Source organism: Rhodoplanes sp. P11 (assembly GCF_964266735.1).
Taxonomy (GTDB): domain Bacteria; phylum Pseudomonadota; class Alphaproteobacteria; order Rhizobiales; family Xanthobacteraceae; genus Rhodoplanes; species Rhodoplanes serenus.
The window spans coordinates 26,637-52,627 of record NZ_CAXWGY010000019.1; the positions used below are offsets into that span (position 1 = coordinate 26,637).

Below are 25,991 nucleotides of genomic sequence, written 5' to 3' on the forward strand. Positions count from 1 at the left end.
CCTTCAACGTACTGTCATCTCGATGCAATCCTTCAAGAACGGTCCCGTCGACATCGCCTATCTGGACAAGGGCGAGGGCGAGCCCATCGTGCTCGTCCACGGCTTCGCCTCCAGCAAGGAGGCCAACTGGGTGCATCCGCGCTGGGTCGCCACCCTGACCCATGCGGGGCGGCGGGTGATCGCCCCGGACATGCGCGGCCACGGCGCCTCGTCCAAGCTCTACGATCCGGCCGCCTACCACGCCGACGCCATGGCGGACGACGTGCGGGCGCTGCTCGACCATCTCGGCATCGGCCGGGCCGACGTGATGGGCTACTCCATGGGGGCGCGGGTGACGGCGTTCCTGGCGCTGGACCATCCGGAGCGGGTGCGCTCGGCCATCCTGGGCGGGCTCGGCCTGCACCTGGTCGAAGGCGTCGGCCTGCCGGAGACCATCGCGGACGCCATGGAGGCGCCGTCGCTCGCCGACGTCCACGACGCCCAGGGGCGGACCTTCCGCTCCTTCGCGGAGCGCACCAAGTCCGACCTGCGGGCGCTGGCGGCCTGCATCCGTGGCTCGCGCCAGACCCTGACGCCCGTCGAGGTCGGCCGGCTGGAGCCGCCGGTGCTGATCGCGGTCGGCACCAAGGACGACGTCTCAGGCTCCGGGGCCGGGCTCGCGGCGCTCATCCCGGGCGCCAGGCTTGTGGACATTCCGGGGCGCGACCACATGCTGGCGGTCGGCGATCGCGTCTACAAGGCGGCGGTGCAGGAGTTCCTGGCCGAGCGGCCGTGACGCCCCGCGAGGTGCGGTGCGTCGTATCGTGTATGATGGCGGTGGGACCGCCGAACCGAGGAGGGCAGCATGGCCCAGCTATCCACTGCCACGCGGCCGCGCAACCGCATCGATCCGGTGTGGGACCGCCTGCGCGGCGAAGCCGAGGCGGTGGTCCGCCAGGAGCCGGAGCTGGCCTCCTTCCTCTACGCGGCGGTGCTGCACCACGATCGGCTGGAGGAGGCGGTGGCCCACCGGGTGGCGTCGCGGCTCGACCATCCCGATCTCGGGGCCGAGCTGATCCGCCGGGGCTATCTCGACGCGCTCGAGGATTCGCCCGAGATCGGCGAGGCGTTCCGGGCCGATCTCGTGGCCGTGTTCGACCGCGATCCGGCGACCGGGCGGTTCATCGAGCCGCTGCTGTACTACAAGGGCTTCCACGCCATCCAGGCACACCGGCTGGCGCACTGGCTGTGGACGCACGGCCGGCGTGACTTCGCCCTCTACTTGCAGAGCCGTTCGTCGGCCGCCTTCCAGACCGACATTCATCCGGCCGCCCGCATCGGCCGCGGCGTCTTCCTGGATCATGCCACCGGCCTGGTGGTGGGCGAGACCGCGGTGATCGAGGACGACGTCTCGATTCTCCACCACGTCACGCTGGGCGGCACCGGCAACGAGGTCGGCGACCGCCATCCGAAGATCCGCCATGGCGTCATGATCGGGGCCGGCGCCAAGATCCTCGGCAACATCGAGGTCGGCCACTGCGCCCGCATCGCGGCCGGCTCGGTGGTGCTGCGGCCGGTGCCGAACAACACCACGGTGGCCGGGGTCCCGGCCCGGATCGTCGGTGATGCCGGCTGCGCCGAGCCCTCCCACACCATGGATCAGATGCTGCGCGACGTCGGCCTCTGAGCCGGGGCGCGATTGCCGGGCTATCTGTCTCTCCGACGCCTCCCGCCGTGTCGCACGCGGGTCCGCGCCCCCTCGCGTCACCGAGAGGAGCGGGGCCGGTCCGCATGTCCGCCGATCGCGGGGGGCAAGCGGCCGGTGCGGGTTGCGCGACCGCCGCAGGCCCCGCTATGCACTGCGCAGTTTCGGCGCGCCGCTCCCGGTGACGCCCAGCCCGATCCGAGAGGAGCCGCACCGTGGACGCCCAGGAAATCCGCAAACTCGAAGGCTATCTGCGCCGGCTGTTCGGCAATGCCCGGCTGCGGGTGGTGCCGCGGCCCAAGAAGGAAGATTCGGCCGAGGTCTATCTCGGCGAGGAGTTCATCGGCGTGCTGTTCGTCGACGACGAGGACGACGACCGCTCCTACAATTTCCAGATGGCCATTCTCGGCACCGATCTCGAATAGGGCGGCGCGCCTCATCCCGCCTTCGGCCGCAGGGCGACGAGCAGCCGCTCGAAGCCCTCGGCGACGGTCCGCCAGTCGGCCAGCCAGTCGCGCGGGAATCGCATGGTCACCACGGCGCCGCCGATCAGCCGCTCCGACAGGCAGGTGGCCGGCGGTCGCCCCGGCGCCGGCCGCTCGCAGCGGGCCAGGAATTTCTCCGGCGCATTCTCCTCCCAGGCCGCATCCTCGCCCTGATAGGGCGTGCCGTCGCGGAACTCGACCAGCGCCAGGCCCTCCGGGGCGGGGTCCAACTCGGCGCGGGTGTAGCGCAGCCAGATGGTGCGCAGCCGCTCGGCCGGATCGAGCGCGCCGGCCGCCGGCGCGATGGTGACATAGACGCGATCGGCCGTCGGGGGTGGCGGGGTGCCCGGCTCGGTCGGCCGCGGCGGCGTCAGGCCCGGCCACAGATAGACCAGGTCGAGCCGCTCCTGCGGACCGGAATGGCGTTGCATCGCCATGCGGATCGCGGCGGGTGCGACCGTGAAGGTCTCGCCCGCGACGACGACGGGCAGATGCGGCGCCTCGGGCGCCGCCACCGCGGGCGTGGCGGGCCAGCGCGCCCACAGCGACCACAGTGCCGCCGCCACCGCGACGGCGCCGGTGAGCAGGAAGGCACCGAGCGTCAGCGCGGTGCGCAGGCTGCGCCGCGGTCCGCCGATCGGCTCCCGTCGTGTTCCGTTCACCGGCTCGCCCGTTCCGTGTCCCAGATGTCGCGAATCGCGCGCGGAGTATGGCACGCGCGGCGGATGCGCCAACGGCACGTCGGTGCCGTGCCGCGCGTCGACGAGCGGGCGGCTCGTGACGTTAACCCTTCTTTAACGATGGCGTGGCGGGCCCGGCGGATCTGCGGCACAACCGAACGGTCCGAGCCGCGGAGCCGCGCCATGTCGCCCGAATCCATCCAATCGTTCCTGGCCGTCGCCATCGGCTTCGCGTTCGCCGGCGTCCTGTGCACCGGCTATCAGCTCGTCGCTCATCGGCCGGCCTCGTTTCGCCTGCTGGAGCAGGGCGCCTCGTCGGCGAGCTTCGCGGCGGTGCCTCTGCTGGTTTTCGCCGCGCCCTTCATCATCATGCGCAACACCGTGCGGGGCCGCATCATCGAGCGCCGCCGCTTCGAGTTCGTCATGGTGGCGACCGTCATCGCCGGGCTGTGGAGCCTGATGTCCGGCACCATCGTGGTGATGACCGTCGAGGTGCTGGCCGAGCTGCTCGGCCGCGTGGTCGGCTGACGCCGTCCCGTCCGTCCCCTCGCTCGATCGCGTCGCCGTCGTCGACCTCTCGCTTCACAGCCGTGTGCGGGCGCGCTTAACTCGGCGGGCCGCGCCCGGCGTGCCTTTGGGAGACCCGCGATGCCGATCTACGCCCTCGACGATCTCGTTCCGGACCTGCCGGCACCCGGCCGCTGCTGGGTCGCCGACAGCGCCGTGCTGATCGGCCGCGTGCGCCTGCGTGAGGAGGCGAGCGTGTGGTGGAACGCGGTCCTGCGCGGCGACAACGAGTGGATCGAGATCGGCTTGCGCTCGCAGGTGCAGGACAATGCGACGCTGCACACCGACATGGGGTTCCCGCTCACCATCGGGGCCGACTGCGTGATCGGCCACAATGTCGTGCTGCACGGCTGCACCATCGCGGACGAGTGCCTGATCGGCATGGGCGCCATCGTGATGAACGGCGCGCGCATCGGCCGCGGCTCGATCGTCGGGGCCGGCGCCGTGGTGTCGGGGGGCAAGGAGTTTCCCGAAAGCGCCCTGATCGTCGGCACCCCCGCCCGCGTGGTGCGCGAGGTCGACGCTGCCGCGGTGGCCGGCATCCGGGCGGGAGCCGACGGCTACGTGCAGCGCGCCAAGCAGTATGCGGCGGGGCTGCGGCGGATCGGCTGAGCGCACGACGAACCCTCCGGTCGGCGGGATCAGCCGCCGAACAGCGGCGGGATCAGCCGCCGAAGGACGCCGTCGCCCGCGCCGCGAGGTCGGCGAGCCCGAGGCCGGGGCCGAGGAGCTGGCGGCCGCGCACCAGCGTGGCCCGCGCCGCGCGGGCATCGAGCGCCGTGCGGACGAGAGCCGGCAGCTCGCGCGGCTGCCGCATCACCTGGCGCAGCATGGCGAGTATGTCGGTGGTGCCGTTCGACCGCATGGCGGCGAGCGCCGCCTTGGGCAGGGCGCGTGCGGCCGGATCGGTGATCACCCGGATGGCCGCCACCGGCAGGCCGTGTGCCGCGCCGACGGCGGCCACCACATGGGACTCCATGTCCACCGCGAGCGCCCCGGTTCGCTGGTTCAGCGCCTGCTTGCCGGCGGGATCGGCGACCGGCGCCGCGACGCCGGCGATCGGGCCGCACACGGCGCCCGGGATGGTGCCGGCGAGGTGCCGCACCCACTCCGGATCGGTCGTGTAGGTCGTCGTCTCCGACAGGATGTTGGTCGCCACCACGCAGGTCCCGGGCGCGAGGGCCGGATCGAGCCCGCCGGCGACCCCGAAGCTGAGCAGCCCGCGACAGTCCTCGTCCACGGCGCGCGCCAGCGCGGCGGCCAGGTTGCGACCGTCCCCGCTACAGATGACACGCATGCCGGCGTCCGCGACGATCCTCGCCTCGAACGCCAGTCCCACGACGACGATCAAGTCCCACCCCCAACGACGCTCCGTCGGCCCGCGCCGAACGTCGTCCGCGACTCTCATCGAACCGGCATGACCCTACCATTGCAAGGGGGCGGAACGTTTGTACAGGCCATCGACGGCGCCGCCGCGCAGCGGCGCGACCCTCGCTTGCGGGCGGTGCAAAACTCTCGTGGTGCTTTCAGAGGAGAGTAGGCCGGGACAAGAGCGGGCGCCCGGGTCGGTTCCGGCTGGCGGTCATGGCGTCGAAACGCGAACGGCCCTCTCCGAGGAGAGGGCCGCACGGGACGTCGCGTCGTGCAATGGGCGGTCAGCAGACGCGGCGGAGCCGCCAGGCGCCGTGCCGCCACACCCGCCGCACGCAGGAGGTCGCGTAGCCCGGCGCCGCCGCATAGCCGTAATAGCCGACCGGCGCGTAGCCGTAGCTGTAGCCGGGCGCGTAGGCGTAGCCGCCATACGGATAGCCCCAGCCGCCGCCACCCCAGCCCCACGGCTGGCTGGCCGCCGCCAGGCCGAGCCCGAGGCCGAACGCGGCCGCACCGGCACCCCAACCACCGCCACCCCAGTGGCGGTGACCGTGCCAGCCGGCGTGGCGCCAGCCGCCACCCCAGCCGCCGCCGCCCCAGCCACCACCGCCGTGCCAGCCGCCATGACCGCCGTGCCAGCCGCCATGGCCGTGCCCGAAGCCGAGGCGTTGAGCCTCGCCCGGGGTCGCCGACAAGGCGAGGCCGAGCGCAGCCACCCCAGCCATGGCCGCCAGAGACGTCTTCCGCATCATGTCGATCTCCTTTCCGACTCGAGCCGGCGCCCCGGTCGGATCGGACGGCGGCGCGGCTCCTGCTCCGCCAACGCTCGACCGCGAGGAATGTGCCGCGCCGTCAGCACAAGCGACGCCATGTCCACCGCGTCTTGCTGAGCCAGACCTTCTTGAGGCACGGCATGTCGTCGACCTCGCTGAAGGTCGGGTAGGAGCCAGTCCACGCCCACGGCGGCCCGAAGCCCCACGGATAGACGCCGACGCCCCAGCCGGGCCCCCAGCCCGGACCCCAGCCATATCCCCAGCCGGCCGGGCGGTGCCGCCACCCCGGTCCCGGGTGCCAGCCGCCCCGTGGTGGGACGATCACCCCGGGCCGAGCCCCCGGGACGACGACGCCCGGTCCCGCATGAAAGCCCGCCCGGCCCGGGATGGGGGTGCCGGCGCGCTGCGCCGCGGCGGGGGCGGCCGCGAGGGTGAGGCCGAGGAGGGCGACGGCCGCGAGGGTCGGCAGCGAGGCAAACGGGCTAGTCATCGGCGGCTCCTGTGCGGGTTCGATGGCCGGGCCGGTCGCGGCGGCCCCTCTCGGGCGCCGACGCGTTGGCCGGAGCGGCCTCCCGGCATAGATAGGAATCCGGCGACCCGTCCAGGCGGGAGCATCGCGACGGCATCTCCAGGCGGGAGCATCATGGCCAGCTTGTTCGACGACTTCTTCGCCGAAACCCCCACCGACCCCACCGACCCCAACGAGGCGGCGCGCCGCTCCATGCGGCCACTGCGGCGCCGCTTCTACACGACGGCCGACATGCGGCCGGGCGGGGAGGGCTTCGCAATCGAGCTCGACGGCAAGCCGGTCCGCACCCCGGCGCGGCGGACCCTGGCGCTGCCGACCGCGGCGCTCGCCGAGCGGGTCGTGGCCGAATGGCGCGACCAGGTCGAGACCATCGATCCGGCCCGCATGCCGTTGACTCGGCTCGCCAATGCGGTGATCGACGCGGTCGCCGACAAGTCGACCGAGGTGGCCGACGAGATCGCCCGCTACCTGCGCTCCGACCTCGTGGTCTATCGGGCCGAGGGACCCGAGCGGCTGGTCGAGCGGCAGAGCCGGGCGTGGGACCCGGTGCTGGCCTGGGCGCGCGACGCCCACGGGGCGCGCTTCGTGCTGGTCGAGGGCGTGGTGTTCGCCGAGCAGCCGGAGCCGGCGATCGCCGCCATGCGGGCCCTGCTGCCGGCCGATCCGTGGCGGCTCGGCGCGCTGCATGTGGTCACCACCCTGACGGGCTCGGCCCTGCTGGGGCTGGCGCTCGCGGCCGGCGTTCTGACCGCCGACGACGCCTGGGCGGCCGGCCATGTGGACGAGGATTGGAACATGGCCCTGTGGGGGCACGACGACGAGGCGCTGGCGCGCCGCGCCCACCGCCGGGCCGAGTTCGACGCCGCCGCCGCGGTGCTGGCGCTGGTGCCGGCGGGGTGAGGCTCAGCTCGTCGCGTCGCCGCCGGCCGACAGCACGACCACCTTGGTGCCGACCGGGACGCGGCGGTACAGATCGATGATGTCCTGGTTGATCAATCGGATGCAACCCGATGACACCATGGTGCCAATGGTCGCCGGCTCGTCCGTGCCGTGGAGCCGGTAATAGGTGTCCTGGCCGTCGCGGTAGAGGTAGAGGGCGCGCGGACCGAGCGGGTTCTCGGGCCCGCCCGGCAGGCCTTGGGCGTACTTGCCGTAACGCTCGGGCTCGCGGCGGATCATGTTGAGGGTCGGCGTCCAGCGTGGCCATTCCGCCTTGCGGGCGATGACGGCGCTGCCTCGGAAGTTGAACCCTTCCTCCTTGCCGACCCCGACGCCGTAGCGCATCGCGCGGCCGCGCTCGAGCACCAGATAGGCGTAGCGGGCCGCGGGATCGACGACGATCGTGCCGGGCTGCTCGGTGGTCCTGAAGGTGACCTCCCGGCGCAGGAATCGCGGCTCGATCTCCGCGAGATCGACGGCCGGAATCGGGAACGGCTCGGTGTCGATCGCCCCGTACATGGCCGCGTACTCGCGCGAGACCGGGCGGAGCGGCTGAACGAGGGCCGCGTTCTGGGTGCTCGCGCAGCCGGCCAGCAGGCCGGAGCCCGCCGCCGCCATCGCTCCGCCCAGAAACCTGCGTCGGTCGATCGTCATGCGGTCTCGGCTCCTGTCGGGTTGTCCAGCCTCCTGTATGCCTGCTGGCCCCGACGGCGTATAGTTGTTATGGGTGATGGTTCCCATAACCATGAGGAATGAATGGACCTGGCGGCTGCCCTGCGGGCCTTCGTGCGGACCGTCGAGCGCGGCTCGGTGACCGCCGCGGCGCGGGACCTTTCGATCTCCCAGCCGGCCGTGACCAAGCATCTGCGCAATCTCGAGCGGCATGTCGGCGCGCGGCTGCTCGATCGGTCGGCGCGCCTGGTGCGTCCCACCCCGCAGGGCCAGTCCCTCTACGAGGCGAGCCGCTCGGCGCTCGCCACCATCGACTCGGCCCTCGAAGGGGTGCGGCGGGACATGGGCGCCATCGAGGGGCCGCTGCGTGTGCATGCCCCGTCCTGTATCGGCGTCCAGCATCTCTACCCCCTCGTGCTGGCGTTCCAGGCCGAGCATCCCGGGGTGGTCGTCGATCTCGTCCTGGAGAACCGCAGCGTCGATCTCGTGCACGAGAACTACGATCTCGCCGTGAAGTACGGCCGGCCCGGCGGTCAGGAGCTGGTGGTCCGCCGCCTGGGTCTGATCCGGCGCATCGTGGTGTGCGCACCGTCCTTCCTCGTCCGGGTCGGGCCGATCGACACGCCGGCGCGGCTCGCCGACCTCGATCTCGTCGTCACCGCGGCGGTGTCGCCGGGCGATGTTCTGACCCTCCAGCGCGGCGACGAGACGATCGAGGTTCCGGTGCGTCCGGTGCTGCGGACCAACAATGCCGACGTGATCACCCGGACGCTGCTCGGCGGGCGTGCGGCCGGGCCGGTGCAGCGGCTGCTGGTGACCGAGGCGCTGGCGGAGGGCCGGCTGGTCCGCATCCTGGCCGATTGGGAGGTCAAGCCGACCGAGGCGTTCCTGGCCTATTCGTCGGCGCGCTTCATGCGTCCGGCGGTGCGGGCCTTCACGGACTTCGTCGTTCCCGCGCTGCGGGCCGTTGACGGCATCGACGGCCCCGTCACGGCGAAGCCCGGCCGCGAGCCGGCCTCGGTGCAACCGAGAGGTTAACGTTTGGTTTACGGACGTCCGCTAGGCTGCGATTCGGAGCAGTTCAACCGGACGCGACCCGTGGACCTCGTCGTCTCTCCCATCGCGGTGACGTTGAACACCCAGTCGGGGGGCAACGCGCCGACCTTCACGCCGGGCCAGGTGGTCGACGCGCTGGTGATGCGCCTGATCGACCAGACCCATGTGCAGCTCGCCATCGGCAATGCGCTGATCGACGTGCAGACCGCGGTGCCGCTCCAGCCCGGCGCCCATGTCCAGCTCGCCGTGCGAGCCACCCCGGAGGGGCTGCGGCTGGTGCTGCTGCACCCGGACGAGGTTTTTGCCGGCGGCGCCCCGGCCGATGCGGCGACCGCCCGCGCCGCGGCCGCTCGCCCGGCGGTCGAGACCGCCACCGCCAATCCCGCCGGATCGCCATCGACGACGGCCGCGAGCCCGCAGGCGGCGCTCGCCCAGGCGGTGCGCAGCGCCGCCGTCCAGCAGGACGGGCTGGCGCCGCTGCTCGCCAACGTGGCCGCCGCCATGAAGCTCGCCGGCCTGCCGGACCCGGTGCGCGCCGCGGCCGCGCAGCTCCTCGCCTTCCGCCTGCCCACCGACGAGCCGATCGAGGCCGACGACGTCGCCCGCGCGCTCGCCCGCTCCGGCCTGTTCCTGGAGGCGGGGCTGGCCGGCGGTGCGGCCGCGGCCCGGACCTCGCCGGCCGGCGACATGAAGGCCGCCCTGGTGGCGCTGCGCGCCGCACTCGCCGCCATGGTGGGCCGCGACGGCGTTGCCGCGGGCGGTGCGGACAATGGCCGCTTGCAGAGCTTCGCCGAGGCGGCGGTGGCGGGCGCCACCACCGGAGCGGCCGGGCGGCCCGACGCGGGCGGCGCCCAGGCGCTCTACCGGGCGCTCGCCCAGACGCTGGCCCAATCGATGCCGACCCCGCCGGGGCCGGCCGCCGCAAGCGGAGCGACCCTGCCGGGGGCGCCGGGCTCGCCCGATCCGGCGGGTGCGACCGCCGGGAGCCCGCAGCGGCCGCCGCCGCCTTATCGCGGCGCCGCGCCGGCCGCGCAGCCGCCGCTGCCGCCGACGCTCGGCGACGACGTGTCGCCCCAGGCGGCAGCCCGCACGCTGCTCGCCGAGACCGACGCGGCGCTCGCCCGTCACACCCTGATGCAGGCCGCCTCGCTGCCCGATCCCGGCGCCGCCGGCGGGCCCGACCAGGCGGCCGGCCGCTTCGTGTTCGAGATCCCCTTCGCCACGCCCCAGGGCACGACCATCGCCCAGTTCGAGATCGCCCGCGACGGCAAGTCGGCGCCCGGCACCGAACGGCAGGAGGCGGTGTGGCGCGCTCGCTTCGCCCTCGACATCGAGCCGGTCGGAGTGGTGCATGCCCAGATCACCGTCGCGGGCGCCCGGACCGGCGTCACCCTGTGGGCCGAGCGGGGAGCGAGCGCGGCGCTCCTGCGCGACCACGCCGCCGATCTCGCCGAGCGCCTGCGTGCCGCCGATCTCGACCCCTCCGAGGTGCTGGTGCGCGACGGCGCCCCGCCACGGCCGCGCGACACGGCGGCGCCGGCCGGCCGCTTCCTGGACCGCGCCTCATGAGCGAGCACCCGCCCGGTGACCGGCCGAAGACGCCGCTCGCGGTGGCGCTGCTCTACGAGGCCCCGGGCGCGCCGCGCGTCGTCGCCAAGGGCAAGGGGGCGATCGGCGAGAAGATCGTCGAGACGGCGCGCGCCGCCGGGGTGCCGATCGAGGAGAATGCCGGGCTGGCGGCGGCGCTCTCGGCCGTGGAACTCGGCGACGAGATTCCGGAGGAGCTGTACCGGGCCGTGGCCGAGGTGCTGTCGTTCATCCTGCGCCTGTCGGGCCGGTTGCCGCCTGGGCCTGCGGCCGCGGCGCTGCGACGCTGACGCGCCGTCAGTCGATGCCGGGCAGGCGGCGCGACAGCGACACCGATTCGACTGCCGGGTCGGCTTCCAGCCGGGTCAGCGTCTCGGCCTTGATCTCCGCCGAGAACAGGCTCGGACCGAACTCCGCGCGGGGCGAGAGGTAGGCGGGCCGGTTCGATCCTTTCCGCAGCTTGACCATGACCACCAGCGGATCGTCGTCGGCGTGCGGCTTCGCCGTGGCGGAGGCCGGGAGCGATTCCAGCTTCGACAGCGACTTCAGGTCGATGGGCATGACAATCGGCTCCACGAGGCGGTTCGCAGCCTCTCGCTCGGATCTGGGGAGCCGGCGGCTTCGGTCAAGGGCCGCCGGCCGGTCGCTCAGGCGACGCGCCGCCGGCGGACCCGGGCGGCCCCCGCCTCGGCGACCGCACCGCCGCTCGCCCGGCCATAGCCGTAGCGGGCATCCCAGCCACCGGCGTCGAGTGCCGGGGGTGCGGTGAGGACGTGATCGATGAGCCGCTGGCGCAGGTCGTCGATCGACAGGTCGTGGCCGTTGCGCTGCGCCTCGGCATAGACGAGCGCGATCAGGCCGGTCACGGCCGGCGCCGCCATGCTGGTGCCGGACTTGCGGGTCACCCCGCCGCCGGTGCGCGAGCGCGCCGCCATCACGTCGTGGCCCGGCGCCGACACCTCCGGCTTGCTCCGTCCGTCCCGGGTCGGGCCGGCACTGGAGAAGTAGGACAGCGGCAGGGTCGGCTTGTGGGCATCGTAGGAGCCCACCACGATGGTCTCGTGGCCGGTGGAGATCGAGCCCAGCGTATGGGTCGGCACCGGCGCCGCGAAGGACGACTGCGCCCGGTCGTCACGCTCGATCCAGGCGTGATAGTCGACCGGCTGGCCGTCGAGCGAGCGCAGCCGCACCGTCCAGGCGCCGGTCGGCAGGCCGGCCGCCAGCCAGATGCCGATGACGTTGTCGCGGTTGTTGGGGTCGGCCAGGCGGCTGCTGAGGAAGATCGCGATCTGTCCGGGCGAGCCGACCGGCAGGCTGGCGCCGGGGGCGAGGGGGCCGAAGGTCGTGCCGTCGGGCGCCAGCAGCGTCACCTCCAGACGCCGATCGCCCGCATACCAAAGCTCCAGCTCGCCGCCGCCGGAGACCCCGTGCGACCAGACGACGTCGTGATTGCCGGCGCCCGGCACCTGCCCGCTGGTGTGGATGCCGTCGTCCTGCGAGTTGCTGGCGGCGATCACCACGGCACGGTTCGGCTTCTCGCGCACCAGGGCGTCCAAGCCCTGCTCGACCAGCGAGGTGCCGTCGTGCGGCCCGCCATTGGTGCCGAGGCTGAGATTGCAGACGCAGGGGCGGTCACCGGCGGTGTCGAAGACGAAGCGCACCGCCTCGAGGAGCTGCACCGAATCGCCGAAGCTCTGGCCGACCATGTCGGGCCCCTCCCAGGCGATGTCGGTGCTGGCCACCTCGACGAACACGATGTCGGCCTGCGGGGCGAGGCCGGGCTGGCCCGAGCCGTTGCCGTTGCCGGCCGCGATGTCGGCCACATGGGTGCCGTGGGTGCCGATTTGATAGGGCGAATCGGGCGGCGGGCCGTAGCCGAGGGTGGCGTAGGGGTCGCGGGATCGCAGCGCCGCGTCGATCTCGGCGCGGCCGTACACCCGGCCGTAGCCGAACGGGCTGTCGGGGCGGGCGATGCCGCTCTGGTCCCACAGCGCGATCAGCCGCGTCGCGCCGTCGCGGGTGCGGAAGTTGCGGTGGGCGAAGTCGCAGCCGAAATCGACGACCCCGACCACCACGCCGGCGCCGCCCTCGGGTGAAGCGGTGGGCGGCAGCAGATCCGGCCGGCAGCCCATCGCGGTGACGGTCTGGGCCAGCGCCGGATGGACGGGCTGCGACGCCTTGAGGCTGAGCACCGGCGCGGCGGCGTGGACCGCCTCGATACGGCCGATGGGAATCCGGCCGGTGACGATGAACGAGCCGTCGGCCGCACGGCCGAGCTCGCTCGCCGGAAACACGTCGGGCAGGGCGCGCCAGTCCTCGACCGACGTCACCCGCGCCACCACGGCGATCTCGTCGCCGCCCGGGGTGGAGCTGAGCGCCAGCATGCGCTTGCCGCTACGCTGATTGAGCAGCGCGAGTTGGAGGCGGGGGTCCATCGCGGGCCGGGTGCGGACCGCCAGCTCCTGCATGGCGGCGGGCTCGGCGGCCGGCATCGCCGACAGGCGGGTCGCCAGCCGGTCCGACGCCATCAGGGCGGCCATCGCGCGCGGCCGCGGGGCGGCGGGCGCCGTGAGCCCGGTGAGCGCGATCGGCCGCACGGTCGCGAGGATCTGCTGGAGCAGCGCGTCGGTCGAGGCGAGCTCCGCGGCGGTCGGCATCGCGGCGCGCGGGCGGGCGGCCCGGGTCTTGGAAGCCTTGCTCGCCGTCGCCTTCCGAGGGGCCGCCTTGGCCTTGGTCGGCTTGGCGCTGCGCGTATCCCGTGTGGTGGCGCGACGGGGCTTGGTGTCGCGGGCCGGCCGACGTGGCGTGCGTTGTCCTGGGGGGCGTTTCTCGGGCATTCCCGTGTCCTCCTCGGTGGCTTGGCGGATACGCGGGACTCAATTTTCACGCGAGTATTCTGCGGGCTGTCGCATTTCGGCAATTCGCGTCTCCGTGATCCGCGTCAGCTCCCCGCCGTGTCGCGCTGCAACGAGATCGAGCGGCGCGCCGTCGGACGCGGACGGCCGGCGCTGCTGAGCCGCGACCACAAACGCCGCCGTGCGGTCTCGCTGTCGCGCCACCGTCATGCTATGGAGCCGAAGACGCGGTACCCGGCGGCGACGGTCCGGACGGGGCGCACATCCATTGGCGTGCGGGTTTTGATCCATGAAAAGCATTTTGGAGAAGCTGGAGCAGCGGCGGTCCGGAGCGCGGCTCGGCGGGGGTGAGCAGCGCATCGAGGCGCAGCATCGGCGCGGCAAGCTGACGGCGCGCGAGCGCATCGGGCTCCTGCTCGATCACGGCTCGTTCGAAGAATACGACATGTTCGTCGAGCATCGGGCGAGCGAGTTCGGGGCCGACCGCTCGAAGATTCCGGGCGACGGCGTGGTCACCGGCTGGGGCACCGTCAACGGCCGCACCGTCTTCGTGTTCGCCAAGGACTTCACCGTCTTCGGCGGCTCGCTGTCGGAAGCGCACGCCCAGAAGATGACCAAGATCCAGGACATGGCGCTGAAGGCGCGGGCCCCGATCATCGGCCTGTTCGACGCCGGCGGCGCCCGCATCCAGGAAGGTGTCGCGGCGCTCGCCGGTTACGGCGATGTGTTCAAGCGCAACGTCCAGGCGTCCGGGGTCATCCCGCAGATCTCGGTGATCATGGGGCCGTGCGCCGGCGGCGACGTCTACTCGCCCGCCATGACCGACTTCATCTTCATGGTGCGCGACACGAGCTACATGTTCGTCACCGGCCCCGAGGTGGTGAAGACGGTGACCAACGAGATCGTCACCGCCGAGGAGCTGGGTGGCGCCAGCGTCCACGCCACCCGCTCGGCGGTCGCCGACGGGGCCTTCGAGAACGACGTCGAGTGCCTGCTCCAGATGCGGCGCTTCATCGACTTCCTGCCGGCCCATTCGGGCGCCGGCGTGCCGGAGTGGCCGAGCTTCGACGATGTCGAGCGGCTGGAGCCGTCGCTCGATACGCTGATCCCGGACAATCCGAACAAGCCCTACGACATGAAGGAGCTGATCCAGAAGGTCGTGGACGAGGGCGATTTCTTCGAGCTGTCGCCGCAGTTCGCCAAGAACATCCTGACCGGCTTCGGTCGCATCGCCGGGCGCACCGTCGGCTTCGTCGCCAACCAGCCGATGGTGCTGGCCGGCGTGCTCGATTCCGACGCCAGCCGTAAGGCGGCGCGCTTCGTGCGCTTCTGCAACGCCTTCGATATCCCGATCGTCACCTTCGTGGACGTGCCCGGCTTCCTGCCCGGCACCGCGCAGGAGTCCGGCGGCCTCATCAAGAACGGCGCCAAGCTCCTGTTCGCCTACAGCCAGTGCACGGTGCCGCTGGTCACCCTGATCACCCGCAAGGCATTCGGCGGGGCCTATGTGGTGATGGCCGCCAAGCACATCGGCGCCGACGTCAACTATGCCTGGCCGACCGCCCAGATCGCCGTCATGGGCGCCAAGGGCGCGGTCGAGATCATCTTCCGCTCCGACCTCGGTGATCCCGAGAAGATTGCCGAGCGCACCGCGGAGTACGAGTCGAGCTTCATGTCGCCCTTCAAGGCGGCCGAGCGCGGCTTCATCGACGAGGTGATCATGCCGCACTCGACCCGGCGCCGCATCGCCCGGGCGCTCTCCATGCTGCGCACCAAGACGCTGGAGATGCCGGCCAAGAAGCACGACAACCTGCCGCTGTAGAGCATTGTCCGGCGACGTGGACGCCGGTTCGCCGTGGACAATGCGATCACGCCAGCAGGTCTTGAGCGGGGTCCGATCCGGGTGGATCGGAGTCCGCTCCGACACAGGCGGCGACGGCCGGCCGCGATGGCCGGCCGGGTCGTATCGAACCGTCCGGCTCGCAATCGACACGGAACGGCGTAGTCTGTCCACGTCGTTTCCGCGGGCTGCGCCGGCCCGAATTCGCCGCCTCGCCGCCCGCTCGGTTCGAGGGGGTTTTGATGATCACGACAGGAAGGCTGACAGCCGCCGGGGTCGCCATCGCGACCATCGCCGCCGCGACGCTCGTGCTCGCGACCGAGGGCGCCGTCGCCCAGGGCCTGTGCGAGCAGCTCTGGGTCGAGCGCAACTCGATCTACAAGGCGCGCGGCTACTGCTTCAAGACGCAGCGCGCCATCGCGTATTTCGGCAATGCCGGCTGCGTCTACGACGTGGAGGCGATGGTGCCGCTGATGCCCGGCGAGCGCGCCCGGGTCAACCAGATCCAGGCGATGGAGCGCCAGAACGGCTGCCGGTGACGACCGGGGAGAGGCTGGACGGCGCGCTCGGGCGCCTCTCCTCCGCTCGTTCCGGGGTCGCGCCGGGGTTTCTCCCGCTCGTCCTCGCGGAAGCGGGGACCCAGGAGCCTAAACCGCAAGGCGGTGGGTTATGAAAGCTGGATTCCCGCTTGCGCGGGAATGAGTGGAGTTTGTGGCCCGAGCTTTCCGCGTGCGCGGGAATGAGCGGAGGCGGACTCTGGGGACCAGCCCTCCCGCCGCTGGGCCGCGGAGGCGCCGGGATCGGCCGCCGCCTCGTCAGAACTCTTCGGGGCAGGGATCGACGATCTTCCACAGATCGTAGCCGTTCTTCAGCTTCTTCATCTCGGCCGTGAGGCCGCCGACGCTGGCGATCCACTGCTTGACCGGGTTCGGGTAGACCGACATCAGCTCGGCGGTGCCGGCCGCGCTCGTCACCTTCACGCCGGCGGTCCACGCCTTGTCGTAATAGGCTTGGTGGAAGCCGAGGCTGGCGCGCGGCGTCACGCAGATGCGGTTGACCGGCACGATGCCGAGCACCAGGGTGCAGGCGGAGTTGCAGATGCCGTCGATGATCACCCGCTCGCCGCGGTCCCGGATGCGGGCGTACTTGGCCTTGTACTCCTCGACGTAGCCGCCGAAGTCCTTCTTGATGTGGTAGTCGGCCGCGGCCGGCAACGTGCCGGCACCGACCAGCGCCACCCCGAGCAGAATTGCCGCAAAACGAAGAGACGCGAGCCGAAGAGACGCGAGGCGAACCATCGCCGCCAACCCCCCATAAATCCCCGGCCCGTGTTTTGTTCCGCGGACCTGGCGGAAATTTGACGGAGGTTTGTTGGAATTTCGTTAACCAGCGGTTTCTGCGGCTCCGTCCCACGACCACGGCTCGTGTCGGTCGCTGCGTCGATCAATCCGGGTGATAGCCGGGATCAGAATCATTCGCTTCCGTGAGCCGGGGCGTGATGGCACTCTGGCGATATCGGCCGAAGATCCGGAGTGTGCAGCCCCCTTCCGGGGGCGCCGTCGAACGCCTGATTCGGGGCGCGCGAGGCGGCAGACGCGGCGGTCACGGCGTGCGGGAGGCGCACCATGCCGCGCAACATCGAGGCCACGGTGGCGTGGCTGGCTCCGGGGGTCTTCGTCGTCCTGTGGGCGTCGGGCTTCATCGGGGCGCGCTTGGGGCTTCCCCATGTCGAGCCGCTCACCTTCCTGGCGCTGCGCATGGCGGCCGTAGTGCTGCTGCTCGCCGGGGTGATCGTGATGACGCGGCCGCGCTGGCCGGGGCGTGTCGCGGTCGGCCACAGCGCGGTGGCCGGCCTTCTCATGCACGGCGGCTATCTGGGCGGCACCTTCGTGGCGATCGGCAAGGGCATGCCGGTCGGCCTGACAGCCCTGGTCGTCGGCTTGCAGCCGATCCTGGTGTCGACGCTCGCCAACCGGGTGCTCGGCGAGCGGGTGACGCCGCGCCAGTGGGGCGGCCTCGTGCTCGGCGTCCTCGGGGTCTACCTGATCGTCCAGGACAAGACCGGCGGCAGCGCGGGCCTGGGGGCGTGGATCGCCGCCGTCACGGCGCTGCTGTCGATCACCGCCGGCACCCTCTACCAGAAGCGGCACGGCGGCGAGATCGATTGGCGGCCCGGGCTGCTGGTGCAGTACGGCGCGGCCGGGCTCATGTTCGCGGCCGGCGCGTTCTTGTTCGAGACCCGGGTGGTGAGCTGGACTGGCGAGCTCGTGTTCGCGCTCGCCTGGCTGGTGCTGGTGCTCTCGCTCGGCGCCGTCTGGCTCCTGTACTTCCTGATCCGGCGTGCCGCCGCGACCCGCATTTCCAGCTTGTTCTACTTGACCCCGCCGACCGCCGCCGTGATGGCCTGGGCCTTGTTCGACCAGCGCCTCGGGCCGGCCGCGATGGTCGGCATGGCGGTGTGCGCGGCGGCGGTGTTCCTGGTCAACGCGCCGAGCAGGACGTCCGGCAAGACGATATAAATCAATATAATAAGGGTCTTGTAGAGCGATCTTCGAGTCAGGTTAGAGGGGCCGGCGAATCGCCTGAGCCGGGCGCGGGGCGTCGGACCGGACATCGGCCGGCCCGACGCCCCGCACCCGGCAGCGTCGTCAGCGAGCCGGATCGGCCGAGCGCTGGCTCGACGGATTGTTGGTGCCCGGCACGCTGGACGAGCCGGAGCCGGCCGGCGGGGCCGCACCGGACGATGTCCCGGCCGACGAGCCGGTGGTGGCCGCAGGGGCGTTGCGGTCGTAGGCGACGTCGTTCGGGTTCTTGCTGCTCACGCCGTACACGATGGCGATGATGAACACCGCCGCCACGGCGCCGGCGAGCCACGCCCACATCGAGCTGCCGCGGCGGCCGTCCGGCATCGGCGGCTCGGTGGTGCGGTCCGCAAAGGCGGGGTTCTGGATGCCGCGCGGGTCGTCGAAGCGGGCGTCGCGCTCGAAATCGCGGGGTTCGGCCATCGGGATGCCTCCTGTGTGATGGTCTCGGAGAGGCAATCCGGCGGCTCCCGCCTCGGTTCCGCAGCCGACATCGAGCCGGGATAATTTCTCAATATATCTCAGGGAGGTAGGGAAAAACCTCGGAATCGTTCGAGGACCGGCACCCGCGCGCTGGCGCGGAGGCGGGCTCAGTTCGCCTTGATACCGGCCGCCTCGATCACCGGACCCCAGCGCCGCAGCTCGGCCTCCACCCGCCCCCGGAACGCCTCCGGGGTCGAGGGGATCGGCATCATCACCTGGGTGGCGAGCTTGTCGCGCACCGCCGCGGTGGACAGCACCTCGCGCACCGTGTCGCCGAGCCGCTCGACCACGGCCGGCGGCGTGCGGGCCGGCGCGACGAGGCCGTTCCACGCCTCCGCCTCGACGTCGATGCCGCTCTCCTTGAGGGTCGGCACGCCCGGGATCAGCGGCGAGCGCTCCGGCGTCGACACGGCGATCACCTTGAGGTTGCCGGCCTCCGCCTGCGAGGTCGCGGCGACCGCCGGCAGGCACCCCATCTGAGCGTCGCCGCGGATGATGGCGGTGGCGGCCTGGGGCGAGCTCGCATAGGCGATGTGGACGATCGAGGTGCCGCTCGTCCGGGCGATCGCCTCCATGGCCAGATGCGACAGCGAGCCGTTGCCGATCGAGGCATAGTTGTACTTGCCGGGATCGCGGCGCAGCTTGTCCATCAGCTCGGCCACCGTAGCGACGCCGAGGTTGTTGCTGACGGCGAGCGCGCAGGGCTGGGTGGCGAGCGTCGTCACATAGGCGAAGTCGCGGCTCCAGTCGTAGGGCAGGCGGCCCTGGATCAGCCCGTTGACGGCGAGCGGGCCGGCGATGCTGACGCCCACCGTGTAGCCGTCGGGCTCCGCCTTGGCGATCGCCTCGGTGCCGAGATTGCCGCCGGCGCCGGCCTTGTTCTCGACCACGAAAGGCTGCCCGAACCGCTGCTGCAACGCCTCCGCCACCACCCGGGCGATCAGGTCGGGAGTGGAGCCGGCGCCGAACGGCACGATCACCCGCACCGGGCGGCTCGGCCACTCCTGGGCGCCGGCCGCGGCGGCGGCGCCGAGCAGGGCCGGGACCGCGCAAGCGAGGAGGGCGGCGAGGCGGCGGACGGTCGTCATCGGGGCGGCTCCGGGCGTCAGAGAGAGGCGGCTTCTGGTAGTCCGGGGCGGTCCGGTTGTCACGCCTCCCGGCCGTCGCAGCGTGCGCCGTCGGCGCTCATCGCGGCCTGCGCCGTGCGGTCGCGGCAGGACGGTCCGGCGGCCGACGCTCTTGCGTCGGCAGGGCCGATCGCATCTACTCCGCCGGCCTTCATCGCATGCCGGGGGAATGCATGGGACTTGCGGTTCTGGTCCTGGGTCTCGTCCTGTTCATCGGGGCGCACGTTCTGGTGTCGCTGCGCGAGCGGCGCGCCGCCCTGGTGAAGCAGCTGGGCGAGTGGCCCTACAAGGGCGCGGTCGCGCTCGTCTCGCTCCTCGGCATCGTGCTGATCGGCTGGGGCTTCGCCGAGTATCGCGCCGGCGGCGGTTGGATCGAGCTGTGGAATCCGCCGACCTGGACGCGCCATCTCGCGGCCCTGCTGAACTGGCCCGCCATCGTCATGGTCACGGCCGCCTACATCCCCGGCAACATCAAGCGCACCCTCAAGCACCCGATGCTCAGCGGCGTGAAGCTGTGGGCGGTGGCGCATCTCCTGTCCAACGGCGATCTCGGCTCGATCCTGCTGTTCGGCTCGATCCTCGCCTGGGCGGTCTACGACCGCATCTCGCTCAAGCGGCGCAGCGATCCGGGCGGACCGCCGATCCCGGTCGGCGGCCGTCGCAACGACATCCTGGCCGTGGTGGTCGGGACCGTCATCTATCTGGCGCTCGCCTTCGTGTTCCATCCGCTGGTGATCGGCCGGGCCGTGTTCGGCAGCCCGGCACTGGGGACCTGACGCCCCACCGCCTGCCGGCCCCACCCGCGATCCGACCCGGAGTTCCATCATGTCCGTTCACCGCGACGACCGGCGGCTCACCGCGCCCGACATCCGCGCCCGCAAGGGCGGCACGCCGATCGCGATGCTGACCGCCTATCACGCCCACACCGCCGGCCTGGTCGATCGCCACTGCGACGCCATCCTGGTCGGCGACTCGCTCGGCATGGTGATGCACGGCCTGGAGACCACCGTGCCGGTGACCCTCGACATGATGATCCTGCAAGGGCTCGCGGTGATGCGCGGCTCGCGGCGGGCGCTCGTCGTCGTCGACATGCCGTTCGGCAGCTACGAGGCGTCCAAGGAGCAGGCGTTCCTGTCGGCCGCCCGGGTCGTGAAGGAGACCGGCTGCGGCGCCATCAAGATGGAGGGCGGCCAGCGCATGGCCGAGACCATCGCGTTCCTGGTCCAGCGCGGCATCCCGGTGATGGGCCATGTCGGCCTCACCCCGCAGTCGATCAACACCCTCGGCAGCTTCCGGGCGCAGGGCCGCGACGCCGCCGACTGGGGACCGATCGAGGCCGACGCCAAGGCGGTCGCCGAGGCGGGCGCCTTCGCCATGGTGATCGAGGCGGTGGCCGAGCCGCTCGCCGCCAAGATCACCCGCGAGGTGCGCATCCCGACCATCGGGATCGGGGCGAGCGCCGCCTGCGACGGCCAGGTGCTGGTGCTGGAGGACATGCTCGGCCTGTCGCCGCGGGTGCCGAAATTCGTCAAGCGCTACGGCGATCTCGGACCGGCGATCGAGCGGGCGGTGGCGGCCTATGCCGAGGAGGTGCGGACCCGCGCCTTCCCGGGCACCGACAACGTCTATCCGCTCAAGAAGTCGGGCTGAGCGGACCGCGCGGCACGCCCCGCCGACGATGCAGGGCGCCAGACGCCTTGCGCTCGCCACAAGCATGGTCTAGCGCCAGGATGGACGAGCGCAGCGCCGGCCGGGGCCGTCCGGCGCGATCGATCAGCCGACCCACGAGAACAGCCAGAAGCTCAGCGAGTGTAAGCGCGTGGCCGACATCTTTCAGGAAGTCGACGAGGAAGTCAGGCGAGAACGCCTCCAGCAGATCTGGAAGCGCCACGGCTGGCTGATCGTCACGCTCTGCGTGCTGATCGTCGCCGGGGTCGCCGGCTGGCGCGGCTGGCAGTGGTACCAGGCCAAGCAGGCCGCCGAGGCGAGCGTCGCCTTCGAATCGGCCGCCCGGCTCGCCCAGGACGGCAAGCCGGCCGAGGCCACCGCGGCCTTCGCCAAGCTCGCCCAGGATGCGCCGATCCCGGCCTATCGCCAGCTCGCCCGGCTGCGCGAGGCGGAGGAGCTGGTCACCACCGATCCCAAGGGGGCGGTCGCCGCCTACGACGCCATCGCGGCCGATCCGGCCGCCACGTCGCTGTTCCGCGAGGTCGCCGCGGTGCGGGCCGGCCTGCTGCTGGTCGACACCGGGCCCTATGCCGAGGTGGCGCGGCGGCTGGAGCCGCTCGCCCGGCCGGACGGCGCCTTCCGCCATTCGGCCCGCGAGGTGCTGGCGCTGTCGGCCTGGAAGTCCGGCGACGCCGCCGCGGCCCGCCGCTGGGCCGATGCCGCGGTCGGCGATCCCGACGCGCCGGCCGGCCTCAAGGCTCGCCTCGACATCCTCCTCGCCCTGCTGGGCGAGGCCGCCAAGAGCTAGAGCCGAGGAGCATCCCGAATGCGGACCCGTGCGCGCGTGATGCTGCTCGCCGTCGCCCTGGCGCTGCCGGTCGCCGGCTGTGATCAGCTCGACAGCATCACGGGCATGTTCGATTCCAAGAAGAAGCTGCCGGGCGAGCGCAAGCCGGTGTTCCCCGAGGGGGTGCCGGGCGTCCAGCAGGGCGTGCCGCCCGAGTACATGCCGGGCCGCAAGGACGAGCCGGGGGCCGAGGCTGCCGCAGCCGCGAGTCCTGCCCCCGAGGCCGCCGCCGAGCCCAAGCCGGACTCCAAGCCGCAAACCGAGAGCCGGCCGAAGCCGCGGCCGCAGCCACAGGCGGCCCAGACGCCGCGTCGTCCGGCGCCACCGCCGACCGAAGAGCCCGATGCCGAGCCGGCCGCGCCGGCGCCCTCGCGCACCGCCCGGCCGGCCCCGGCCACCCCGGTCGGTTCCGTGCCGGTGCGCCCGGCCGCTCCGCCGCCGCAGGCCGCCGCGCCGGCCCCGGCGGGTGCCGGCGGCGGAACCGCGGCGCAGCCCCAGGGCACGCTGCCGTGGCCGAGTGCGCCGCCCCCCGGCGGCTTCTCGCGATAGGTCACCGGCTCCGCGCCGCCCCGCGACACCACCGCCGCGGCCTGCTATGCAGGCCGGGCGTGCCGCGGCGTCGCCGTCCGGCTCGCGTCGCGCATGGTGTGGTGTTCGCGGCCGTTGGGCCGTCGCGCCCGGTCCAAGATCTCCGGCGGTTCCGATGTCCTTCACGATCGCCATTGTCGGGCGGCCCAATGTGGGCAAGTCGACCCTGTTCAATCGCCTGGTGGGCAAGCGCGTCGCGCTGGTCGACGACCAGCCGGGCGTCACCCGCGATCGCCGCGAAGGGCTGGCCCGGCTCGGCGATCTCGACTTCACCGTGGTCGATACCGCGGGTCTGGAGGAGGCGCCGGGCGAATCGCTCGCCGGCCGCATGCGCGCCCAGACCGAGGCCGCCATGGCGGACGCCGACGGCATCCTGTTCATGGTCGATGCCCGGGCCGGGCTGACGCCGGCCGACCGCGCCTTCGCGGCGGCGGTCCGCAAGGCCGGCAAGCCGGTGGTGCTGGTCGCCAACAAGAGCGAGGGCAGGGCCGCCAGCGCCGGTGTCTACGAGGCCTTCGGGCTCGGGCTCGGCGAGCCGGTCGGCATCTCGGCCGAGCACGGCGAGGGCCTGTCCGACCTCTACGACGCGCTGCGCGAGGCGCTGCCCGAGGCGACCGAGGCGGCCGCCGCCGTGACCCGCGCCGCGGTCGCGGCCGAGCGTGCCGCAAAGGCCGCGGCCCGCGACGGCTTCACAATCGCCGAGCCGGAGGCCGAGCCCGCCGAGGCGCCGCGGCCGGTCCGCATCGCGGTGGTGGGCCGTCCCAACGCCGGCAAGTCGACCCTGATCAACCGCCTGCTCGGCGCCGACCGCCTGCTCACCGGCCCGGAGGCCGGCATCACCCGCGACTCGATCGCCGTCGATCTCGACTGGAACGGTCGCCGCTTCGAGATCCACGACACCGCCGGCATGCGCCGCAAGTCGAAGATCGACGACCGCCTGGAGAAGATGTCGGTCGCCGACGGGCTCGATGCCATCCGGTTCGCCGAGGTGGTGGTGCTGCTGATGGACGCGACCGCGCCGTTCGAGGAGCAGGATCTGCGCATCGCCGATCTGGTGGAGCGCGAGGGGCGGGCGCTGGTGCTGGCCTTGAGCAAGTGGGACCTCGCCGAAAGCGAGGCGGGCGCGCTGGCGCGGCTGCGCGAGCAGGCCGCCTTCCGGCTGCCGCAGGTCGCCGGCCTGCCGGTCGTCGCGGTGTCGGGCCTCACCGGCGCCGGCCTCGACCGGCTGATGCAGGCCGTGCTCGACATCCACGCGGTGTGGAACCGCCGGGTGCCGACCCATGCGCTGAACCGCTGGCTCGACACGGTCCTCGACGCCCATCCGCCGCCGGCCGTGGCGGGGCGCCGGCTCAAGCTCAACTACATCACCCAGCCCAAGGCGCGGCCGCCGAGCTTCGTGCTGTTCTGCTCCCGCGCCGACGCGGTGCCGGATTCCTACCGGCGCTACCTGATCAACGGGTTGCGGGACGCCTTCGACCTGCCGGGCACCCCGATCCGGCTGACGCTGCGCGAGAAGGCGAATCCGTATGCCACCCGCGCCACCCGCAAATAGTGGCGGAATCGATCCGGCCGACGCGGCCATGGGGCGAGCCGCGCCCCCGCAGCCCGGCGAGCCGGCCATCGAGCCGGGCGGCCCGCGGCGCGCCGCCTTCGGGTTCGTCTTCGTCACGGTGGCGATCGACATGCTGTCGATCGGCATCTTCGTGCCGGTGCTGCCGCGCCTCGTCGCCGATTTCCTGGGCGGCGACCAGGTGGCCGCCGCCGCCGTCTACGGGCTGTTCGGCACCGCCTTCGCGCTGATGCAGTTCTTCTTCTCGCCGGTGCTGGGGGCGCTCTCCGACCGCTTCGGCCGCCGGCCGGTGATCCTCCTGTCCAACATCGGGGTGGGGCTCGACTACGTCGTGATGGCGCTCGCTCCCAGCATCGCCTGGCTGTTCGTCGGCCGGGTGCTGTCGGGGATCGCCTCGGCGACCGTCGCCACCGCCTTCGCCTATATCGCCGACGTCACCCCGGCCGAGAAGCGCGCCGCCCGCTTCGGCATGCTGGGGGCGGCCTTCGGGCTCGGCTTCGTGCTGGGGCCGGCGATCGGCGGGCTTGCCGGCAGCGTCGATCCGCGGTTGCCGTTCTGGATCGCGGCGGGCCTCAGCCTGCTGAACGCGATGTACGGCTACTTCGTGCTGCCGGAGTCGCTGCCGCCCGACAAGCGGGCGCCGCTCTCGCTGGCCCGCGCCAATCCGCTCGGCGCGCTGACACTGCTGCGCGCCCATCCGCAGCTCACCGGGCTCGCGGTCGGCTATTTCCTCAGCCTGCTGGCCCACTTCCTGATGCCGACCGTCAATGTGCTCTATCTCACCTTCCGCTACGGCTGGGACGAGCGCACCATTGGGTTCCTGATGGCGGTGGTCGGGCTCGCCGCCGTGGTGGTGCAGGGCGGGCTGATCGGCCCGGGCGTGCGGCTGTTCGGCGAGCGCGCCGCCCTCGTCGTCGGCTTCGGCTGCGGCATCGTCGGCCTGGTGATCCAGGGCCTGGCGCCGGTCGGCTGGCTGTTCGTGCTGGGCGTGCCGTTCGTCAGCCTGTGGGGCTTCGCCAACGCGGCCACCAACAGCCTGATGAGCCAGCGGCTCGGGCCGTCCGAGCAGGGGCGCCTCCAGGGCGCCAACGCCTCCCTCAACGGCATCGCCGGGCTGTTGGGGCCGGGGCTGTTCTCGCAAGCCTATGCGTTCGCCCTGGCGAGGCCCGACGCCACCATGCCGGGGCCGGGAGCGCCGTTCTTCGTGGCGGCCGGGCTTCTCGTCCTCGCCGCCGTCGTGGCCATGTGGGCGACCCGGGCCGAGCGATCGCCGGCGCCGTGAACAGGCCGACGGCGCCGCGGGCGCTCAGTTCGGCGGATGGTAGTGCAACAGCCGGCCGGCGCGGACATCGAACAGGCGACCGGTCTCCTGGAAGCTCGGCAGGCACAGCGGCAGGATGGCGGCGGCGGCCTCCTCGGCCGGCTGCACGGTCTGCGGGTCCTCGCCGGGCATGAGCTGGGCCCGCATGCGGGTTCGGGTCGGCCCCGGGTTGAAGGCGTTGACGCGCACCGGGGTGGTCACCGTCTCGGCCGCATAGGTGCGCGACAGCGTCTCGAGCGCCGCCTTGGTCATGGCATAGGGGCCGCGATAGGCGCGTCCCGCATGAGCGGCCGAGGAGCTGACGAACACGACGCGGCCCGCCGGCGCACGGCGCAGCAGCGGATCGAGGCAGCGAACGAGCTGGTGATTGGCCAGCACGTTCACCTTGAACAGATCCTCTAGCTCCTTGGGCTCGACATGCGGCAGCGGCGACACCGGGCCGAGCTGGCTGCCGTTGGCGATGAGGATGTCGAGCCGGCCGTAGCGCTCGTCGAGCGCGAGCGCCAGGCGGGCGATGCCGTCGAAGTCGGCGAGATCGAGCGGCACCAGCGTGGCGGTGCCGCCGGCCGCCTGGACGGCGTCGTCGAGCTCCTCCAGGCCGCCGACCGTGCGGGCGAGCGCGACCACATGGGCGCCCGCCTTGGCGAGCGCGACCGCGGTGGCGAAGCCGATGCCACGCGAGGCGCCGGTGACCAGCGCGATCTTGTCGGTGAAGGCGGAAGACATTCGGGGCTAACTCGACGAGGAGAAATCAATCGGTCTGCCGG

At 72.4% G+C, this 25,991-nt stretch carries 29 protein-coding genes; 18 read left to right on the forward strand and 11 right to left on the reverse strand.

Translation table 11 applies throughout. The features are described 5' to 3' along the window. Window positions 1-22: 22 nt before the first annotated feature. The 3 genes from ACFQUV_RS19230 to ACFQUV_RS19240 all read left to right on the forward strand — a co-directional run bounded on the left by ACFQUV_RS19230 (window position 23) and on the right by ACFQUV_RS19240 (window position 2,109). The gene (locus ACFQUV_RS19230; protein ID WP_129608098.1) at window positions 23-775 is read left to right on the forward strand and encodes an alpha/beta fold hydrolase; all 753 of its coding nucleotides are present in this window, start codon (window positions 23-25) and stop codon (window positions 773-775) included. 69 nt (window positions 776-844) lie between these two features. Beyond that, on the forward strand, window positions 845-1,666 hold the full coding sequence (gene cysE, locus ACFQUV_RS19235; protein WP_111388300.1) for a serine O-acetyltransferase: 822 nt from the start codon (window positions 845-847) through the stop codon (window positions 1,664-1,666). 233 nt (window positions 1,667-1,899) lie between these two features. After that, window positions 1,900-2,109: a DUF3126 family protein gene (locus ACFQUV_RS19240; RefSeq protein ID WP_111388301.1), complete on the forward strand. Its 210-nt coding sequence runs from the start codon at window positions 1,900-1,902 to the stop codon at window positions 2,107-2,109. An 11-nt stretch (window positions 2,110-2,120) separates the two neighbouring features. On the opposite strand, the gene ACFQUV_RS19245 is transcribed toward ACFQUV_RS19240, so the two are convergent. Then, on the reverse strand, window positions 2,121-2,831 hold the full coding sequence (locus ACFQUV_RS19245; protein ID WP_129608097.1) for a hypothetical protein: 711 nt from the start codon (window positions 2,829-2,831) through the stop codon (window positions 2,121-2,123). Between the two features lie 201 nt (window positions 2,832-3,032). Here ACFQUV_RS19245 and ACFQUV_RS19250 point away from each other — a divergent pair, with 201 nt between their 5' ends. After that, the gene (locus tag ACFQUV_RS19250; RefSeq protein WP_111388303.1) at window positions 3,033-3,377 is read left to right on the forward strand and encodes a DUF6949 family protein; all 345 of its coding nucleotides are present in this window, start codon (window positions 3,033-3,035) and stop codon (window positions 3,375-3,377) included. Between the two features lie 120 nt (window positions 3,378-3,497). Further along, a complete protein-coding gene (locus ACFQUV_RS19255; RefSeq protein WP_129608096.1) occupies window positions 3,498-4,028 on the forward strand; it encodes a gamma carbonic anhydrase family protein in 531 nt (176 codons plus the stop codon). A 52-nt stretch (window positions 4,029-4,080) separates the two neighbouring features. Here the strand turns inward: ACFQUV_RS19255 and ACFQUV_RS19260 are convergent, their stop codons facing one another. The 3 genes from ACFQUV_RS19260 to ACFQUV_RS19270 form a co-directional block, all read right to left on the reverse strand. Beyond that, window positions 4,081-4,824, reverse strand: a complete 744-nt coding sequence (locus tag ACFQUV_RS19260; RefSeq protein WP_129608095.1) for a phosphorylase — start codon at window positions 4,822-4,824, stop codon at window positions 4,081-4,083. A 247-nt stretch (window positions 4,825-5,071) separates the two neighbouring features. Continuing rightward, complete coding sequence (locus ACFQUV_RS19265) at window positions 5,072-5,539, reverse strand: hypothetical protein (protein ID WP_378395497.1); 468 nt, start codon at window positions 5,537-5,539, stop codon at window positions 5,072-5,074. Window positions 5,540-5,639: 100 nt separating this feature from the next. Beyond that, window positions 5,640-6,050: a hypothetical protein gene (locus tag ACFQUV_RS19270; protein ID WP_111388475.1), complete on the reverse strand. Its 411-nt coding sequence runs from the start codon at window positions 6,048-6,050 to the stop codon at window positions 5,640-5,642. 153 nt (window positions 6,051-6,203) lie between these two features. Between ACFQUV_RS19270 and ACFQUV_RS19275 the strand changes: the two genes are divergently transcribed. Then, entirely contained in the window at window positions 6,204-6,989 is a 786-nt protein-coding gene (locus tag ACFQUV_RS19275; protein WP_129608781.1) for an ATP12 family chaperone protein, read from the forward strand. A 3-nt stretch (window positions 6,990-6,992) separates the two neighbouring features. Here the strand turns inward: ACFQUV_RS19275 and ACFQUV_RS19280 are convergent, their stop codons facing one another. After that, complete coding sequence (locus ACFQUV_RS19280; protein ID WP_129608782.1) at window positions 6,993-7,682, reverse strand: L,D-transpeptidase; 690 nt, start codon at window positions 7,680-7,682, stop codon at window positions 6,993-6,995. Between the two features lie 102 nt (window positions 7,683-7,784). Here ACFQUV_RS19280 and ACFQUV_RS19285 point away from each other — a divergent pair, with 102 nt between their 5' ends. The 3 genes from ACFQUV_RS19285 to ACFQUV_RS19295 are packed head-to-tail and all read left to right on the forward strand — an operon-like array spanning window position 7,785 to window position 10,633. Continuing rightward, on the forward strand, window positions 7,785-8,738 hold the full coding sequence (locus tag ACFQUV_RS19285; protein ID WP_111388480.1) for a LysR family transcriptional regulator: 954 nt from the start codon (window positions 7,785-7,787) through the stop codon (window positions 8,736-8,738). Window positions 8,739-8,798: 60 nt separating this feature from the next. Then, on the forward strand, window positions 8,799-10,325 hold the full coding sequence (locus tag ACFQUV_RS19290; RefSeq protein WP_129608783.1) for a flagellar hook-length control protein FliK: 1,527 nt from the start codon (window positions 8,799-8,801) through the stop codon (window positions 10,323-10,325). Further along, a complete protein-coding gene (locus tag ACFQUV_RS19295) occupies window positions 10,322-10,633 on the forward strand; it encodes an EscU/YscU/HrcU family type III secretion system export apparatus switch protein (protein WP_129608784.1) in 312 nt (103 codons plus the stop codon). The genes ACFQUV_RS19290 and ACFQUV_RS19295 overlap by 4 nt, the downstream gene beginning before the upstream one ends. 7 nt (window positions 10,634-10,640) lie before the next feature. Here ACFQUV_RS19295 and ACFQUV_RS19300 read toward each other — a convergent pair whose 3' ends face one another. After that, window positions 10,641-10,904 (reverse strand): hypothetical protein, encoded by a 264-nt coding sequence (locus ACFQUV_RS19300; RefSeq protein WP_111388796.1) that lies wholly within the window; start codon window positions 10,902-10,904, stop codon window positions 10,641-10,643. Between the two features lie 86 nt (window positions 10,905-10,990). Further along, window positions 10,991-13,180, reverse strand: a complete 2,190-nt coding sequence (locus tag ACFQUV_RS19305) for a S8 family serine peptidase (RefSeq protein ID WP_244601552.1) — start codon at window positions 13,178-13,180, stop codon at window positions 10,991-10,993. Window positions 13,181-13,487: 307 nt separating this feature from the next. Between ACFQUV_RS19305 and ACFQUV_RS19310 the strand changes: the two genes are divergently transcribed. Then, window positions 13,488-15,020 carry an acyl-CoA carboxylase subunit beta gene (locus tag ACFQUV_RS19310; RefSeq protein ID WP_111386382.1) on the forward strand — a complete coding sequence of 511 codons (1,533 nt, stop codon included), beginning with the start codon at window positions 13,488-13,490 and terminating at the stop codon, window positions 15,018-15,020. Between the two features lie 260 nt (window positions 15,021-15,280). Further along, a complete protein-coding gene (locus ACFQUV_RS19315) occupies window positions 15,281-15,577 on the forward strand; it encodes a YARHG domain-containing protein (protein ID WP_129608785.1) in 297 nt (98 codons plus the stop codon). 276 nt (window positions 15,578-15,853) lie between these two features. Here ACFQUV_RS19315 and ACFQUV_RS19320 read toward each other — a convergent pair whose 3' ends face one another. Continuing rightward, window positions 15,854-16,336, reverse strand: coding sequence for a hypothetical protein (locus tag ACFQUV_RS19320; protein ID WP_129608786.1), 483 nt, complete (start codon window positions 16,334-16,336; stop codon window positions 15,854-15,856). A gap of 327 nt (window positions 16,337-16,663) precedes the next feature. On the opposite strand from ACFQUV_RS19320, the gene ACFQUV_RS19325 reads away from it, so the two are divergent. Continuing rightward, window positions 16,664-17,557: a DMT family transporter gene (locus tag ACFQUV_RS19325; RefSeq protein ID WP_129608787.1), complete on the forward strand. Its 894-nt coding sequence runs from the start codon at window positions 16,664-16,666 to the stop codon at window positions 17,555-17,557. A 129-nt stretch (window positions 17,558-17,686) separates the two neighbouring features. Here ACFQUV_RS19325 and ACFQUV_RS19330 read toward each other — a convergent pair whose 3' ends face one another. Both ACFQUV_RS19330 and ACFQUV_RS19335 read right to left on the reverse strand, forming a co-directional pair. Further along, complete coding sequence (locus tag ACFQUV_RS19330) at window positions 17,687-18,043, reverse strand: hypothetical protein (RefSeq protein WP_129608788.1); 357 nt, start codon at window positions 18,041-18,043, stop codon at window positions 17,687-17,689. Between the two features lie 167 nt (window positions 18,044-18,210). Next, window positions 18,211-19,191, reverse strand: a complete 981-nt coding sequence (locus tag ACFQUV_RS19335; RefSeq protein WP_129608789.1) for a tripartite tricarboxylate transporter substrate binding protein — start codon at window positions 19,189-19,191, stop codon at window positions 18,211-18,213. Window positions 19,192-19,403: 212 nt separating this feature from the next. Here ACFQUV_RS19335 and ACFQUV_RS19340 point away from each other — a divergent pair, with 212 nt between their 5' ends. The 6 genes from ACFQUV_RS19340 (at window position 19,404) to ACFQUV_RS19365 (ending at window position 25,185) form a co-directional block, all read left to right on the forward strand. Continuing rightward, window positions 19,404-20,006: an NnrU family protein gene (locus ACFQUV_RS19340; RefSeq protein ID WP_129608790.1), complete on the forward strand. Its 603-nt coding sequence runs from the start codon at window positions 19,404-19,406 to the stop codon at window positions 20,004-20,006. 49 nt (window positions 20,007-20,055) lie between these two features. Beyond that, window positions 20,056-20,880: a 3-methyl-2-oxobutanoate hydroxymethyltransferase gene (gene panB, locus ACFQUV_RS19345; RefSeq protein ID WP_111386370.1), complete on the forward strand. Its 825-nt coding sequence runs from the start codon at window positions 20,056-20,058 to the stop codon at window positions 20,878-20,880. A 169-nt stretch (window positions 20,881-21,049) separates the two neighbouring features. Then, window positions 21,050-21,706 carry a tetratricopeptide repeat protein gene (locus tag ACFQUV_RS19350; RefSeq protein WP_129608791.1) on the forward strand — a complete coding sequence of 219 codons (657 nt, stop codon included), beginning with the start codon at window positions 21,050-21,052 and terminating at the stop codon, window positions 21,704-21,706. 18 nt (window positions 21,707-21,724) lie between these two features. Further along, window positions 21,725-22,294, forward strand: coding sequence for a hypothetical protein (locus ACFQUV_RS19355; protein ID WP_129608792.1), 570 nt, complete (start codon window positions 21,725-21,727; stop codon window positions 22,292-22,294). Between the two features lie 154 nt (window positions 22,295-22,448). Beyond that, complete coding sequence (der, locus tag ACFQUV_RS19360) at window positions 22,449-23,885, forward strand: ribosome biogenesis GTPase Der (protein WP_129608793.1); 1,437 nt, start codon at window positions 22,449-22,451, stop codon at window positions 23,883-23,885. A gap of 28 nt (window positions 23,886-23,913) precedes the next feature. Then, the gene (locus tag ACFQUV_RS19365; RefSeq protein ID WP_129608794.1) at window positions 23,914-25,185 is read left to right on the forward strand and encodes a TCR/Tet family MFS transporter; all 1,272 of its coding nucleotides are present in this window, start codon (window positions 23,914-23,916) and stop codon (window positions 25,183-25,185) included. 24 nt (window positions 25,186-25,209) lie between these two features. Here ACFQUV_RS19365 and ACFQUV_RS19370 read toward each other — a convergent pair whose 3' ends face one another. Next, window positions 25,210-25,950, reverse strand: coding sequence for an SDR family NAD(P)-dependent oxidoreductase (locus ACFQUV_RS19370; protein ID WP_129608795.1), 741 nt, complete (start codon window positions 25,948-25,950; stop codon window positions 25,210-25,212). Window positions 25,951-25,991: the final 41 nt, after the last annotated feature.

Coding starts and splice junctions, on each gene's coding strand:
- ACFQUV_RS19230 (WP_129608098.1), top strand. CDS start 23: ATGCAATCCTTCAAGAACGGTCCCGTCGACATCGCCTATCTGGACAAG.
- cysE (WP_111388300.1), top strand. CDS start 845: ATGGCCCAGCTATCCACTGCCACGCGGCCGCGCAACCGCATCGATCCG.
- ACFQUV_RS19250 (WP_111388303.1), top strand. CDS start 3,033: ATGTCGCCCGAATCCATCCAATCGTTCCTGGCCGTCGCCATCGGCTTC.
- ACFQUV_RS19255 (WP_129608096.1), top strand. CDS start 3,498: ATGCCGATCTACGCCCTCGACGATCTCGTTCCGGACCTGCCGGCACCC.
- ACFQUV_RS19260 (WP_129608095.1), bottom strand. CDS start 4,824: ATGAGAGTCGCGGACGACGTTCGGCGCGGGCCGACGGAGCGTCGTTGG.
- ACFQUV_RS19265 (WP_378395497.1), bottom strand. CDS start 5,539: ATGATGCGGAAGACGTCTCTGGCGGCCATGGCTGGGGTGGCTGCGCTC.
- ACFQUV_RS19270 (WP_111388475.1), bottom strand. CDS start 6,050: ATGACTAGCCCGTTTGCCTCGCTGCCGACCCTCGCGGCCGTCGCCCTC.
- ACFQUV_RS19275 (WP_129608781.1), top strand. CDS start 6,204: ATGGCCAGCTTGTTCGACGACTTCTTCGCCGAAACCCCCACCGACCCC.
- ACFQUV_RS19280 (WP_129608782.1), bottom strand. CDS start 7,682: ATGACGATCGACCGACGCAGGTTTCTGGGCGGAGCGATGGCGGCGGCG.
- ACFQUV_RS19285 (WP_111388480.1), top strand. CDS start 7,785: ATGGACCTGGCGGCTGCCCTGCGGGCCTTCGTGCGGACCGTCGAGCGC.
- ACFQUV_RS19295 (WP_129608784.1), top strand. CDS start 10,322: ATGAGCGAGCACCCGCCCGGTGACCGGCCGAAGACGCCGCTCGCGGTG.
- ACFQUV_RS19300 (WP_111388796.1), bottom strand. CDS start 10,904: ATGCCCATCGACCTGAAGTCGCTGTCGAAGCTGGAATCGCTCCCGGCC.
- ACFQUV_RS19305 (WP_244601552.1), bottom strand. CDS start 13,180: ATGCCCGAGAAACGCCCCCCAGGACAACGCACGCCACGTCGGCCGGCC.
- ACFQUV_RS19310 (WP_111386382.1), top strand. CDS start 13,488: ATGAAAAGCATTTTGGAGAAGCTGGAGCAGCGGCGGTCCGGAGCGCGG.
- ACFQUV_RS19315 (WP_129608785.1), top strand. CDS start 15,281: ATGATCACGACAGGAAGGCTGACAGCCGCCGGGGTCGCCATCGCGACC.
- ACFQUV_RS19320 (WP_129608786.1), bottom strand. CDS start 16,336: ATGGTTCGCCTCGCGTCTCTTCGGCTCGCGTCTCTTCGTTTTGCGGCA.
- ACFQUV_RS19325 (WP_129608787.1), top strand. CDS start 16,664: ATGCCGCGCAACATCGAGGCCACGGTGGCGTGGCTGGCTCCGGGGGTC.
- ACFQUV_RS19330 (WP_129608788.1), bottom strand. CDS start 18,043: ATGGCCGAACCCCGCGATTTCGAGCGCGACGCCCGCTTCGACGACCCG.
- ACFQUV_RS19335 (WP_129608789.1), bottom strand. CDS start 19,191: ATGACGACCGTCCGCCGCCTCGCCGCCCTCCTCGCTTGCGCGGTCCCG.
- ACFQUV_RS19340 (WP_129608790.1), top strand. CDS start 19,404: ATGGGACTTGCGGTTCTGGTCCTGGGTCTCGTCCTGTTCATCGGGGCG.
- panB (WP_111386370.1), top strand. CDS start 20,056: ATGTCCGTTCACCGCGACGACCGGCGGCTCACCGCGCCCGACATCCGC.
- ACFQUV_RS19355 (WP_129608792.1), top strand. CDS start 21,725: ATGCGGACCCGTGCGCGCGTGATGCTGCTCGCCGTCGCCCTGGCGCTG.
- der (WP_129608793.1), top strand. CDS start 22,449: ATGTCCTTCACGATCGCCATTGTCGGGCGGCCCAATGTGGGCAAGTCG.
- ACFQUV_RS19365 (WP_129608794.1), top strand. CDS start 23,914: ATGGGGCGAGCCGCGCCCCCGCAGCCCGGCGAGCCGGCCATCGAGCCG.
- ACFQUV_RS19370 (WP_129608795.1), bottom strand. CDS start 25,950: ATGTCTTCCGCCTTCACCGACAAGATCGCGCTGGTCACCGGCGCCTCG.